Genomic DNA, 12,320 nt, shown 5'->3' on the forward strand with positions numbered 1-12,320 from the left:
AGCGCAAGCCATCGCCATGACCCGTCGTTTCCACTACGTCCAGCTCGACGTCTTCGCCAGCCGGCTCTTCGACGGCAACCCCCTTGCCGTGGTGATCGATGCCGACGACCTGGATACCGACACCATGCAGCGCATCGCGCGCTGGACCAACCTCTCCGAAACCGCGTTCCTGCTGAAACCGACCCAGCCGCAGGCGGATTACCGCGTGCGCATTTTCACCACCCGGCAGGAGCTGCCGTTCGCCGGCCACCCTAGCGTCGGTAGCGCGTATGTCGCCATCGCGGCAGGCAAGGTGACCGAAGGCAAGCGCTCGCTGTTGCAGGAATGTGCCGCGGGCCTGCTGCCGGTGCGGGTCGATGGCGAAGGCGATGCGCGCGTCATCCACGTGCAGGCGCCGGCGGCGACGATCGAGCGCTGCGACGACGCCTTTGTCGAAGAAGTGGCGAAGGCGCTGCACACACCTTTGGATGGCGCACGCATGCGCAGGGTCGACAACGGCCCGGTCTGGCTCGTCTGCGATCTTGGCGAAGCGGGCGTAGTGAGGACGCTCAATCCAAACTTTCCCACCATCGCGTCGATCTGCGAAAACGCGCCTGCGGTCGGCGTCTGCGTATTCGGACGCGAGGACGATGGCACCACTGCGATCGCCGTGCGCGCCTTTTGCCCGGCCGACGGCATGCCCGAAGACCCCGTCACCGGCAGCGCCAACGCGGCCATCGCCGCCTACCTGCAGGAAACCGGCGGACTCAAGATTTATGGCCCTCGCTATCTCGCCAGCCAGGGCCGCGAAGTGGGCCGCAACGGCATCGTCGAAGTCAGCGTCGATGTCGCCACATCATCAATCACTATCGGCGGCGCCTGCGCCATCGGCGTGCGCGGCGAGTTGCTGCTGACTTAGCCGATCCGGCACCAGCCACCATAAAAAACAACGGCCGCTTGTGCGGCCGTTGCTGCAGATCACGAACAGGGTGTCTCAGAAGCGGTATTCGGCGAAGCCGGAAAACACGCCGATGCTCCCGTTGCCCTTCACGTTGTCGCTGTTGATGCGTGCGTGGTAACCGTCGTACGCCGCGCCCAGGCTGAAATGCTCGTTGAAATCGTAGCCCACCACCGCACCGAGGTAACCGCCGTTGCCGTGGAAGCGCTCCGAGCCATAGTTGGCGACGTCAACGCTCTCGGAGGAGTGAAAGAGGCCACCGCGCCCTTCGACAAACATGTGATTCTGGAATTTGTACTTGAGGTTCAGACCGACAAGCGATCCGCTCGCCTTGACGCTTACCTTTTCGCTCAAGCCAGGCAAATCCGACGTCAACTGCGTCGAGGCCGTACCGAGATCAACGTAGCCGACTTCCACGCCAAAATCGACGACATCACTCTGCCACACGTAGCCGCCACGAATGGAGCCGCTGGTGTCGGTGTTATTGGTCAGGTCACCCTCGTGATACGTCGACTGGCCCAGATTGCCATTGATGAAAAACGCCCCCGGATCGGCCGCCAGAGCGCTGCCCGAGGCAGCCGCTATCGCGCCAGCAACGGCGATCGATAAAATATGCTTCTTCATGTTTTCCCCTGTGTTGGTGCTTCCCTCCCGCTGCCTCATGCATGCGGGCTCCGCATTTTTGCAAAGTCGGACGCGATAGGGAATCGCGCAAGAACATGCGATGGCTATTGCGCGTCGCGCGATGATGCGGCGACCATGCGGAATCACCTTCGAGGAAGCGCAAGTCCATGTCCACCGCCGAACCCGGTTACCAGCGCAGCCTGCGCCCGTGGGATGCCGCCCTGATCGTGGTCGGCGGCATTATCGGCGGCGGCATTTTTCTCACGCCGGGCATCGTTGCCCAGCGCACTAACTCAGGGCTCACGCTTCTGCTGCTGTGGGTGGGCGCTGGCTTGCTCACCCTGATAGGCGCGCTTTGCTATGCCGAGCTGGGTGCGAGACGCCCGCATGCGGGCGGCAGCTATGTGTATCTGCGCGAAGCCTTCGGGCCGCTGGCCGGGTTTCTGTTCGGCTGGACCATGCTGCTGGTCATTTATTCCGGCTCCACCGCTTTCGTGGCGAAGATTTTCGCCAGTTACGCCAGCACGCTTTTCGGCCTATCCACAGCGTGGGCGATGCCGCTAACCGTCGGTGCGCTGGTGTTTGTGGCGGGGCTGAATCTGTTCGGGCTCAAGCTGGGCGCGCGGATCCAGAACCTTTTTGCGCTGCTGAAGCTGCTGGCCGTGGCCGTACTGGTGGTGTGCGGGCTGTTTCTCGCCGGCGCCGGACATGGGAAGATTTTGGCCGTCGACCCCGCACATCACGGCACCGGCTTCATGAGCGCGGCGCTGCCGGTGCTGTTCGCGTATTCGGGCTTTACCTACCTCAACAACCTCGCGGGCGAAGTACGCGATCCGCAGCGCACGCTGCCGCGCGCCCTGATGCTTGGCATGCTCTTGGTCATTGCAGCCTACGTGCTGGTCAACGTGGCCTACCTCGCGGCGCTGGGCCACGCCGGGCTCGCGGCCAGCCAGGCGCCGGCGGCTGACGTAATGCAGATGGTCTTCGGTTCGTTCGGTGCCAGGCTCATTGCGCTGGGCGTGGCCATTTCGGCGCTGGGTTTCTGCAACATCACCCTGGTGGCCGGCGCCCGCGTGCTGCAGGTGATGGGCGAGGATGGCCTGTTTTTCCGATCAGTGGCGCGGCTGCACCCGCGCTACAAAACGCCGAATATCGCCCTGCTGATCCTGATCGGCTGGTCGATCCTGCTGGCGGTGACAGGCAGCTACAGCCAGTTGCTCGATTACGCCACGTTCGGCGACTGGCTGGCCTGCGCCGTGGGCGTGGCGACACTTTTCTGGTATCGCCGCCATGACGATGCGGCCATCCGCTTTCGCGTACCGGGTTACCCGCTGCTGCCGCTGGTGTTTGTCGCGATCATCGCCTGCGTGGTGTTTGCCACCATGCGCGACAACCCGGTCAATGCCGGGATCGGGCTGATCATCATCGCTGCGGGCGTGCCGGTGTATTTCGTCTGGCGTCGCGTGTTCGGCGGCACGCCTTGATGCTCGCCACAAGCGACGCAAACGTTTCGGCTCGATGCCTCGATGCTTGCCGTGCGCGGCAGCGCCTGTTCAGCGGAACAAGCCGCCGAGATGCGACAATGCCCGCACAGCTTTCGAGGAGATTTTGAATGGCGCTTGCGCAAGCCCAGGCACTGCCGGCCACGGAAACCATTGTGCCGGACACGATCCGTGACGGCATCGACCTGCAGATCAACGGCGAGCACTACCGCCACAGCGGCGATCCGCAGATGCCATTGCTGTGGTATCTGCGCGACGTGCTTCGGTTGACCGGCACCAAATACGGCGGCGAGCACGGCGAGAACGGTGCCGACCTGATCCTGCTCAGGGGCAAGGCGACCTCGGCCATTTCTGTGAGCGTGGCCAAGGCGGCCAACGCGGAGATAGTCACCATCGAAGGGCTTGCCGCCAACGACGGCACCCTGCACCCGGTGCAGCAGGCTTTTATCGACGAGGACGCGATCGGCTGCGGCTACTGCACGCCCGGCTGGATCATCGCCTCGGTCGATCTGCTCAAGCGCAAGAAGCAGCCCAGTGACGACGACATCGATACCCTGCCCAACGTCTGCCGCTGCGGCTGCCAGACCCGCGTGCGCCGTGCGATCAAGCGCGTGGCCGCCGGCAAGGCGGGCCAGCCATGAGCGACGCGAATCGCGGCATACAGCTCTCGCGCCGGCGCTTCCTGCAGGTGCTGGCCGGCACCGCCGGCGCACTGGTCATAGGCATCCGCGCGGCCGAGGCCGCCGATACCAACGCGCCGCTGCCGCCGTCGCTGCTGGGCGACACCTTCTACGGCATCGGCGCTTATGTGCGCATCGATGCCGATGGCAACGTGCTGATCGGCGTGCGCGATCCGGACACCGGCACCGGCGTTGCGACCTCGCTGCCGCGCATCATCGCCGACGAGCTCGACGCCGACTGGAATCGCGTCAGCGTGGTCTCACTGGGTCTGGGCGTCACCGACAACAACGGCCAGCCCAGCTGGATTTACGGCCGTCAGCTCGGCGGTACCGGTGGATCCATTTCGGCGGCGTGGGCCGACCTGCGTCAGGCCGGTGCGGTGGCCCGCTGGCTGCTGCTGCAGGCGGCCGCGCGTCGCCTTGGCGTGCCGGCCGACCGCCTGCGCTGCGAATCGGGCACGGTGATCGCGCTGGACGGCCGCCGCTTTACCTACGGCAGCCTGGTCGAGGATGCGAGCAAGATCGACATGCCCACCAGCGTGCCGCCGCTGAAAACCGCCGAGCGCTATCAGCTGATCGGCAACCCCGCGGGCGACGTCGATGCGCGCGAAATCGTCACCGGCCAGACGCGCTTTGCGATCGATCAGCAGTACGGTGACACGCTCACCGCCGTCGTGGTGCACTGCCCGTGGCCGGACGGCACGCTGGACGGCATCGACTTCACCGATACGCTGGCCGTCAAAGGCGTGCGCAAGGTGCTGCAGCTCAGTCCCGAGGCAGGCCAGCAGGCCGGTACCACGCTCAGCGCCACCGCCGTGGTGGTGCTTGCCGAAGACACCTGGTCGGCGCTCAAGGGCCGCCAGAAGCTCAAGCTGAAATGGAAGCCGGGCGCGAGCAACAGTGAAAGCAGCGACGCGCTGGAGCAGCAGGCCGGCGCCGTGCTTGCCGGCAAGACCGACCCGACCACTCGCGTGCGCAACGACGGCGACTACGACGCGGCCAGTAAAAAGGCCGCGCGCCGACTCGAGGCCACGTATTTCCAGCCGTGGCTGGCACACGCCACCGCCGAGCCGATGAACTGCCTGGTTCGCGTGGAAAAAAACAAGGCGACCCTGGTCGTGCCGACGCAGGCGCCGCAGAAAGCCTGGGCGGTGGTGCACCGAATTACCGGCCTTTCGCCGGATCAGATCGAAATCGGCGTGCCGCGGGTCGGCGGCGGCTACGGTCGCCGGCTCGATCACGACTACCTGGCCGAGGCGGTGATGCTGGCCAGCAACAAGGACATCGATACCTCGGTGCGCTTGATCTGGACGCACGATCAGGACCTCGCGCACGACTACTACCGCTCTGGCAGCGTGCACCAGCTCAGCGTGATCATCGATCGCAAGCGTCAGATCACCGGCTGGTATCAGCGCATGGTCAGCGCCTCCGCCCTGGTCAACCGCGGCGTGCCGGACAGCCGCCTGTGGACCTCCGAGGTGGACGTCGACCAGCTGCCCGCGGCGCTGGTACCCAACTATCGCAGCGACTGGTACGCGCAGACCTCGGCCATACCGCGAGGCCCATCGCGCAGCATGCCGCACCTCAGCAACGCGTTCGCGGTGGAGAGCTTCATCGACGAAATCGCGCACAGCATGAAGGAGGATCCGCTCGACACGCACCTGCGCCTGCTCGGCGAGGCGCGCGAGCTGCCGCTGAGCGGCGGTGGCACCTTCGATACCGGCCGCTTGATTAACGTGCTAAAGCTGGTGGCCGACCGCATCGAATGGAAAAACTGGCTGCACAGCGTCAACGGGCTTGGCATCGCCTGCTGGCACTTCAACGGTGCCTACGTGGCGCACGCGATCGAGGTGGCGGCCCAGGATCAGAAGCTCAGCATCCAGCGCGTCGTGTGCGCCGTGGACGTCGGGCGCATAATCAATCCGCTGGGCCTGGAGGGCCAGGTCGCCGGCGCCACGCTGGACGCGCTGTCCACCGCGCTGAATCTGTCGATCACCTTCAAGGATGGTCAGGTCCAGCAACATGGCGGCAAGGATTACCCGCTGGCCAGCATGGCCCAGCTGCCCGATACCGTGGAAGTGATCACCGTTCCCGGCGACCGCGATCCGGCCGGCGCCAGCTTCCTCGCCATGCCGACGGCAGCGCCGGCGCTCGCTAATGCAGTGTTCCGCGCCACCGCTGTGCGGATTCGACGTCTGCCGCTGACCCGCGAGCTGTCGCGCTTATCGTAAACACCTTCCTCTCATGAAATGAGATAAATGGCCGTCTTTACGGCCATTTATTTTTTACGTAGGAACCGAACATCTCTTTCAGGACTTTTCAGACCGGACATCAGCCATTCGAACCGGTCGCTCCATGAAAATGCGCTCTGGCGTTTCGTGAACCACGCGGAAACCGTGCCTGGCATACAGCGCCTGAGCGCGTGTATTGACTCGCAGCACCCGCAAACGCACCGGCACGCCGCGTCTGTCCGCCTCCTGCAAAACATGCGCAATAACCGCCGCTCCGATGCCCAGCCCACGGAAAGCCGACAGCAGATATAGCTTTGCCAGCCAGACGTGATCGGGCAGCTGCTCCACAGCGACCAAGCCGGCAACCGCGTTCCCGACCTCGATAAGCCTGTGCGTTTCAGGTGTGTAATTGTGCTGGTGCTTCTGACGCTGCCCGCGCTCATCCCAGCGGCCCCAGGTCTGTTCCACGTAAGCGCGCATGGCATCTCTGGTGATCTCGTACGTACGCCCAAGATCATCCCGCGTCGCATCACGCAGTTGGAATGGCTGCATGCGTAAACCTCGATTGCTACGGTCAGTGCATGCACAGATTATCGCCGCGGGCAGGTTCAACAACGCGGCAAATCCATGCCATAAGCATTGCGCCATGTCGGCGTTGACACTGCCCTTGTGTGAAACCAGAATGGTTCCACTTTGGTTGGATACGACTATGCCCACAACGCTCACGCTGAAAAACATCCCCGACGCGGTTTATGAGCGCTTGAAGCGCTCCGCGGAAACCCATCGTCGCAGCATGAACAGCGAAGCCATCGTGTGCCTGGAGGCGATGTTGATTGGCAAGACAGCGTCCGCCGATCGCCTCGCGCGCGCGCGCGAACTGCGCAGCGCGCTCACCAAGGGAAAATTCCGAGCTCGCGACATAGACGCAATGAAACGGGACAGCCGCCCATGATCGTTGTGGACTCCAACGTGCTGGCCTACCTGTATTTGCCAGGCGAACACAGCGCAGCCGCTGACGCACTGCTGGAAAGCGATTCGGAATGGGCCGCACCCATTCTTTGGCGCAGCGAGTTCCGCAACGTTCTGGCCGGTTACATGCGGCGCAAAGCGCTCGACTTCCATCAGGCCTGCGCGTTGCAGAGCGAAGCTGAAAATCTGCTGCAAGGCAACGAGTTCGAGGTCGACTCGCTCGCCGTACTTGAATTGGTCCGCGACAGCGACTGCTCGGCTTACGACTGCGAGTTCATTGCACTGGCGAACAAACTCGATACAAAGCTTGTGACCATGGACAAAAAACTGCTGCGTGCATTCCCGAAAGTCGCTATCGCACTGGTGGCGGGCTGACGCCATATCCACACGCGGCGGATATTTGAACGTGGGTCAACCGCGGACGCGCGTGAGAGCTGTTACTCGAGCTTCGCGAAACGATCGCGTCTTGCTGAGTGACGTTACCCGTGCCAACTCAGCACGTGAATCGGAACACACACAGACAATGCTTCGGAATGCCCGGCGAATCCCTGCTCAATGAAACTGATCGCTCGCCGGTACCCACGAACCTGACGATGATGACGTCGCGGGATGGGCCAGCTTCACCGGCAGGATGATCGACTCGCAGCCCGGCGGCGGCGGTCCTCCGCTGACGCGGGCGGTGGCGCATTCTGCGCTGTTGTCGAGCTTGAGCGGCGCCGCCTTGGCGACCTGCGCCGTGCTGGCTGCGGGCGCGGGCGGCACCAGCGGATTGGCCGGCGCCAGATGCATCCGGTCGTAGACCTTGTCCGCCACGGGCGCGGGCGGCGGATCGCCATTGCCGCAGTTCAACAGCGCCATCGGCAGCAGCGGCGAGAGCGCGCATTTGATGCGCACGCCCCGGGGAAGATGAAAGGTATGCGTCGCCGTGGTTTTCTCGACCGCGTGGCGCAAGGCGGTGTCGACCGAGCTTTCGCCGGGCGGCGTCCAGTCCTTGTCGAAACGGGTGGGCTTGTAGCCGATGTTGGGCGCACGGTGATCCATGATGGTGGTATCGCCGTGCGGCAACACCTGCACGTAGCTGCCCACGTCGCCCTGCTTGGCACCCTGCTCGGCACCGGCCTGGGAAATCGTACCTGTCGGTCCGGTGCCGGTATCGGCTTTGCCTGCGCCGTTATTCTTGCCGTTGGCCTGGCTCGCGCTGGCCGCACCGTGCCCCTGCGTCGACGAGGGTTTTGCCCCCTGCTCTCCCTGGGAGTCCGTCGCGCTGGCTACACCGTTGATCTCGCCGGGCGTTGCGGTGTCACTGCCTTGCGGCGTGGCATTGGGCGCGGTGCTGACATCGCGGTCGCTGCTGCTCTGGCTGGTGCTGGCATCGGGCCGCGCGCTGGTGGACTTGGTGTCAGCCGAATCTGCGGCGACTGACGGACTGGCAGCGTCCGCCTTGCTCGACGAGGGCGCCGCCTGACTGGCGCTGGATGACTGAACGGATGCGGATGCCGGAACGGAAGGCGTCGGCTGCGCACTGAGATCAGGTTTGGGTATGGACGTCTGGACGGCCGAAACCGCTGCCCTGTCGGCCACATTGATCTTCACCGTCGGCGCGACGGACACCACGTTGGGACGGGCGGTGGGCGACACCGGCACCGCCTCCAGCTGGGCTTCGGCCGGCTCCACCGCGGGCGCCTGCACCTGCGGCAGCTCGCGCGGCGCGGCCGGAGCCGCCACGCTCACCGACGCCTTGAGATTGACCGTGGGCGCGGGCTGGGCAGGCAGCGGGATGGCCTGAAGCTCGGGCGCCGGTGGCGCCGCGGGAGTTTCCGCGCGGACGGGCGCCACGCTTGGCGGCACGTTGGCCGGCGGTTCGACGCTGGTCAGTGCGATAGTCGGCTTTTCCACCGCAGGCATGGCCTGAGGCGGCACGTCCGGCAGTGCCTGCGAGGCCGGCGGTGGCATGGGCTGATTGCCCTCGGCCTGCGGTGCACGCACGGGTTCAGGCTGAAACCTTGGCGGCACCGGCGCGTGCAGCGTCGGGGTGGCCAGGACCACAGTGGGCGGCAGACCGGCTACCGGAATCGGCTGCAGCTGTGGCGTGGGCGCCGGCTTGGGCATGCTGACCGGCGGCTTCGGCGCGGCCACTCGTTTGGCCGTCGGCGAATGGCTGACTGTGGCTTTCGCCACGACGGGCGGCGCGGTGGGCGGGCTGGCCTGCGCGAGCGTCATGGTCGACGGCTCGCTGCTGGGCGAGCTGATGCTGGCAAGCTGCTTCGACGCCGATGTGGCCCGGCCTTTGTGTCGAGGCCCCTTTTCTTTCGGCGGGGTGCCGCGGATCGGCGGCGGTGGTGGCGGTTCGGGCGCATCGATCAGACGCACGTGCAGGGCCACGACCTTGGGCTCCGGAATCAGCCGGCCGTCGTCAACCGGCCCGAGTATGAAAACCAGTAGAAAGACGATGTGCAGCAGGACCGCGCCGACGATGCCGATAATGCGGCGCCAGCTTTCGCGTGGCTCCTGGCGCGTCAGCCGACGACGGGAAATCACCCGGGTAGACGTCGCCAGCGGCGATTCCATCAGGATCCGCGCGGGGCGATTGGTGGAATCACCGGCGGCGGCGGGATCGATGGGCGGCAGGGACATGGCCGCCAGTGTAGCGGTGGCCCCGGGTTTCGCCGATACCCGCTGATTCAGCCTACGGCTTGCCCGCGGCAGTCTTGGCAGCAGCCTCTGCTTTTTCCGCATCAACCGCGCGATTGGGCGTATCCACCGGGCAGCCGTGTTCCAGCGGCTTGTTCGCGCGATACATCGCGATGCATGCCTCCAGTGTGGGTGGCGTGGGCGGATGCGGGTCTTTGCCGAACTGCTGCGAGGGCGCCATGCTCAGGCGCTCGTCGCCGTCTTTCTTCGACGGCGGCGGTGGCGGATCGCCGCCGCAACCGCCGGCCAGCATCGCCACCGAAACGGCGCAGTGGATATGCACCCCGCCGGGCAGAGTGAAAGTCTTTTTGACCGTGGTGGCATCGACCGCTTTTTGCAGAGCGCTGTCCACCGTGCTGGTCTTGTGCCAGTACTTGTCGAAGCGCGTCGGCGCGTATTTGATCGGCGTGCCGTGCTGCATCACCTTGTCGCCGTCCGTCGGCAGCCGCTGGACGTAATCCGGCTCAGCGCTGGGCGGCGCACTGGCGGCCGATGCGGGCAGCAAGGGCTGGCCATTCTTGTCGAACAACGTGGGCGGCGGCGCGTCGTCCGGCTTGGTCGCGGGCAGCTGCACGGTCATCGCATCTTTCGACGGCGGCTCCGGTTTGACCACCGGGCGCGGACGTGTGGCTGCCACCTTCGGCGGCGGTGAGCTACGCAGCGGCGAGGGTGGCGGCGGTAACGGTGCCGCCACCGGTTGATCGCGAGGGATAAAGCGGATTTCGATGGCGCCGGCACTCGGCGCCGCGGCGGCGAGGGGCGACATGTCCGGGCGCATCTGCCGCCAGACGAACCAGGCGAAGAACCCGTGCAGCACCAGGGCGGCCAGGATGGACAGCCACAACCAGCCGCGATCGCGCGTCGAGCGGCGCCGCGGCAGCGCACGCAGCATCGCGCTGGTGGACTCATCCAGCGGCACCAGCCCGCGAGCGGGCTGGTCGGTACGTGATGCCCCACGGGGCGAATCGAACTGCGGCGGATGGGTAATGACGGCGTCTCGTGGCGGAGTCAACGGCGAAGCATGCCGCATGACGCTTGAACCTAGCGGGACCGATGCATCTTCTACGCGGAGTGTTCCGCCCAGGGCAGACCTCGAACTGCGCTGGCGGTTCCGCCTGTCGACTGTGATTCAGCCGACGACAGCCGAGCAGGTCGCGTTCATCAACGACATTGGCGGGGCCGGATCAACCGAAAGCGGCCTTGTCGCAGGACGCTTGCCAGCCGCTGTCGTGTAATCGGGCTGCGGTGATCTCTGGCATGACAAACAGGGCAGCTGCGTTCCCGTTGGATCGATAAGGCGACAGGTTCCAGGCCTTCTGGACGGCCAAATGAAAAGCGCCGCACCCGTGGGTGCGGCGGTAAGGTCATCTTCGGATCGACAGGAGCGACCGCAGTAGCTACGCTGCAATCGCCTCGATCAACGTCTTGGTAAAGGCCGGAATGTCGTCCGGCTTGCGGCTGGTGATGAGGTTGCCATCGTGCACGACCTCGCTGTCCTGCCACTTGGCGCCGGCGTTCTCCAGGTCCGTCTGCAGCGACGGCCACGAAGTGATGTTGCGGCCTTTGACCAGCTCGGCATTGATCAGCGTCCACGGACCGTGGCAGATGGCGGCAATCGGCTTGTTGGCTGCACCAAAGGCCTTGATCAGCGCGATGGCCTTGGTGTCCAGGCGAAGCTTGTCCGGATTGATGACGCCGCCCGGCAAGACCAGCGCGTCGTAGTCACTGGCCTGCGCCTGCTCGAGCGCCTTGTCGACCTTGACCGAATCACCCCAGTCCTTCTTGTCCCAGCCCTTGATCTGCTTGGCGCCATCCGGTGCGATGACGTGAACCGTCGCACCCGCCTCTTCCAGCAGGCGCTTGGGCTCCTGCAACTCGCTCTGCTCGAAGCCGTCGGTGGCGAGTACCGCGATGTGGCGGCCGTTCAAATTCTGCTTGCTCATGACGCTCTCCGTGGGGACGAACATCTACTATGTATGAGAGCGCATGCGCACCGCGTGTCGGTAGCGTCTGCAGCGCGTGAGCTCGCGTCACGAGGTGCAGCGGGCTGAATGCGGGGGCTTGAATCAGGCCTGCTTGGTTTTTGATTTCAACAAAGTACCCGTGCACTTCGGCGAGCCGCACAGGCATTTCCAGAGCTTTTTCAGCCGCGCCGTATGCGGCACTTCCAGCACGATGCCGTAATCGTAGGTGAGCTCCTCACCGGGCTTGATGCGTCGAATGGTTTCAATCTTTACCTTGTCGCGGCGCGGATTGCCGCTTGGGCTCTCCTCCACCACCGCGCGGCAGTTGGGCTCGCAGCTGTGATTGATCCAGCGCGCGCCGTTGCCGTTCTGGTTGGCGTCGATGATGTACTCGTCGTTGAGCGTAAACAGGAACGTGTGGCCGGTTTCGCCGCCGTCGCCGTAGAGCTCGTCGGCTTCGTCGTTGGTCAGCAGCTTGCCCTTGTACTCGATCACTTCCTCGCCCTTGGCCAGCGGCTCCACGGCGAACACGCCGTTGCCGTGAATAGGGGAGCGACGGGCGACGATGCGACGGGTCATGTGAGGCTGCCGGTATGAGTGGAAAAGTCGATGATGCCTGCTGCATCGCGCCATGGGAACCGGTCCGGCGCTTTTCCCGTGCGTCAAAACGTTCGCCGGGCCGTCACCGCACTTTTGCGACTTCCTGCTAATATTCAAACAAT

The 12,320-nt window shown here is 64.8% G+C and carries 12 protein-coding genes; 6 read left to right on the top strand and 6 right to left on the bottom strand.

The window, feature by feature from the left end; all coding sequences use genetic code 11:
* Nucleotides 1-16 precede the first annotated feature (16 nt).
* A complete protein-coding gene (locus ACDK93_RS15550; RefSeq protein ID WP_458069822.1) occupies nucleotides 17-898 on the top strand; it encodes a PhzF family phenazine biosynthesis protein in 882 nt (293 codons plus the stop codon).
* Between the two features lie 75 nt (nucleotides 899-973).
* Here the strand turns inward: ACDK93_RS15550 and ACDK93_RS15555 are convergent, their stop codons facing one another.
* Entirely contained in the window at nucleotides 974-1,561 is a 588-nt protein-coding gene (locus tag ACDK93_RS15555) for an outer membrane beta-barrel protein (protein WP_458069824.1), read from the bottom strand.
* Between the two features lie 167 nt (nucleotides 1,562-1,728).
* Between ACDK93_RS15555 and ACDK93_RS15560 the strand changes: the two genes are divergently transcribed.
* From ACDK93_RS15560 to ACDK93_RS15570, 3 genes are all read left to right on the top strand, one after another.
* Entirely contained in the window at nucleotides 1,729-3,045 is a 1,317-nt protein-coding gene (locus ACDK93_RS15560; protein WP_458069825.1) for an APC family permease, read from the top strand.
* Nucleotides 3,046-3,173: 128 nt separating this feature from the next.
* Entirely contained in the window at nucleotides 3,174-3,704 is a 531-nt protein-coding gene (locus ACDK93_RS15565; RefSeq protein WP_458069827.1) for a (2Fe-2S)-binding protein, read from the top strand.
* Nucleotides 3,701-5,974 (top strand): molybdopterin cofactor-binding domain-containing protein, encoded by a 2,274-nt coding sequence (locus tag ACDK93_RS15570; protein ID WP_458069828.1) that lies wholly within the window; start codon nucleotides 3,701-3,703, stop codon nucleotides 5,972-5,974. The genes ACDK93_RS15565 and ACDK93_RS15570 overlap by 4 nt, the downstream gene beginning before the upstream one ends.
* Nucleotides 5,975-6,052: 78 nt before the next feature.
* Here ACDK93_RS15570 and ACDK93_RS15575 read toward each other — a convergent pair whose 3' ends face one another.
* Nucleotides 6,053-6,526, bottom strand: coding sequence for a GNAT family N-acetyltransferase (locus tag ACDK93_RS15575; protein ID WP_458069829.1), 474 nt, complete (start codon nucleotides 6,524-6,526; stop codon nucleotides 6,053-6,055).
* A 157-nt stretch (nucleotides 6,527-6,683) separates the two neighbouring features.
* Between ACDK93_RS15575 and ACDK93_RS15580 the strand changes: the two genes are divergently transcribed.
* Together ACDK93_RS15580 and ACDK93_RS15585 are read left to right on the top strand one after the other, a co-directional pair.
* Nucleotides 6,684-6,926, top strand: a complete 243-nt coding sequence (locus ACDK93_RS15580; RefSeq protein ID WP_458069830.1) for a FitA-like ribbon-helix-helix domain-containing protein — start codon at nucleotides 6,684-6,686, stop codon at nucleotides 6,924-6,926.
* A complete protein-coding gene (locus tag ACDK93_RS15585; RefSeq protein ID WP_458069831.1) occupies nucleotides 6,923-7,318 on the top strand; it encodes a type II toxin-antitoxin system VapC family toxin in 396 nt (131 codons plus the stop codon). The genes ACDK93_RS15580 and ACDK93_RS15585 overlap by 4 nt, the downstream gene beginning before the upstream one ends.
* A 177-nt stretch (nucleotides 7,319-7,495) precedes the next feature.
* On the opposite strand, the gene ACDK93_RS15590 is transcribed toward ACDK93_RS15585, so the two are convergent.
* The 4 genes from ACDK93_RS15590 to ACDK93_RS15605 all read right to left on the bottom strand — a co-directional run bounded on the left by ACDK93_RS15590 (nucleotide 7,496) and on the right by ACDK93_RS15605 (nucleotide 12,177).
* Entirely contained in the window at nucleotides 7,496-9,577 is a 2,082-nt protein-coding gene (locus ACDK93_RS15590; protein WP_458069832.1) for a hypothetical protein, read from the bottom strand.
* Between the two features lie 52 nt (nucleotides 9,578-9,629).
* Nucleotides 9,630-10,646 carry a hypothetical protein gene (locus tag ACDK93_RS15595; protein WP_458069833.1) on the bottom strand — a complete coding sequence of 339 codons (1,017 nt, stop codon included), beginning with the start codon at nucleotides 10,644-10,646 and terminating at the stop codon, nucleotides 9,630-9,632.
* Between the two features lie 385 nt (nucleotides 10,647-11,031).
* Complete coding sequence (locus tag ACDK93_RS15600; protein ID WP_458069834.1) at nucleotides 11,032-11,577, bottom strand: type 1 glutamine amidotransferase domain-containing protein; 546 nt, start codon at nucleotides 11,575-11,577, stop codon at nucleotides 11,032-11,034.
* A 123-nt stretch (nucleotides 11,578-11,700) separates the two neighbouring features.
* Nucleotides 11,701-12,177 (bottom strand): SET domain-containing protein, encoded by a 477-nt coding sequence (locus ACDK93_RS15605; RefSeq protein ID WP_458069835.1) that lies wholly within the window; start codon nucleotides 12,175-12,177, stop codon nucleotides 11,701-11,703.
* Nucleotides 12,178-12,320: the final 143 nt, after the last annotated feature.

This window comes from Rhodanobacter sp. BL-MT-08 (assembly GCF_054161255.1).

Coding starts and splice junctions, on each gene's coding strand:
- ACDK93_RS15550 (WP_458069822.1), top strand. CDS start 17: ATGACCCGTCGTTTCCACTACGTCCAGCTCGACGTCTTCGCCAGCCGG.
- ACDK93_RS15555 (WP_458069824.1), bottom strand. CDS start 1,561: ATGAAGAAGCATATTTTATCGATCGCCGTTGCTGGCGCGATAGCGGCT.
- ACDK93_RS15560 (WP_458069825.1), top strand. CDS start 1,729: ATGTCCACCGCCGAACCCGGTTACCAGCGCAGCCTGCGCCCGTGGGAT.
- ACDK93_RS15565 (WP_458069827.1), top strand. CDS start 3,174: ATGGCGCTTGCGCAAGCCCAGGCACTGCCGGCCACGGAAACCATTGTG.
- ACDK93_RS15570 (WP_458069828.1), top strand. CDS start 3,701: ATGAGCGACGCGAATCGCGGCATACAGCTCTCGCGCCGGCGCTTCCTG.
- ACDK93_RS15575 (WP_458069829.1), bottom strand. CDS start 6,526: ATGCAGCCATTCCAACTGCGTGATGCGACGCGGGATGATCTTGGGCGT.
- ACDK93_RS15580 (WP_458069830.1), top strand. CDS start 6,684: ATGCCCACAACGCTCACGCTGAAAAACATCCCCGACGCGGTTTATGAG.
- ACDK93_RS15585 (WP_458069831.1), top strand. CDS start 6,923: ATGATCGTTGTGGACTCCAACGTGCTGGCCTACCTGTATTTGCCAGGC.
- ACDK93_RS15590 (WP_458069832.1), bottom strand. CDS start 9,577: ATGTCCCTGCCGCCCATCGATCCCGCCGCCGCCGGTGATTCCACCAAT.
- ACDK93_RS15600 (WP_458069834.1), bottom strand. CDS start 11,577: ATGAGCAAGCAGAATTTGAACGGCCGCCACATCGCGGTACTCGCCACC.
- ACDK93_RS15605 (WP_458069835.1), bottom strand. CDS start 12,177: ATGACCCGTCGCATCGTCGCCCGTCGCTCCCCTATTCACGGCAACGGC.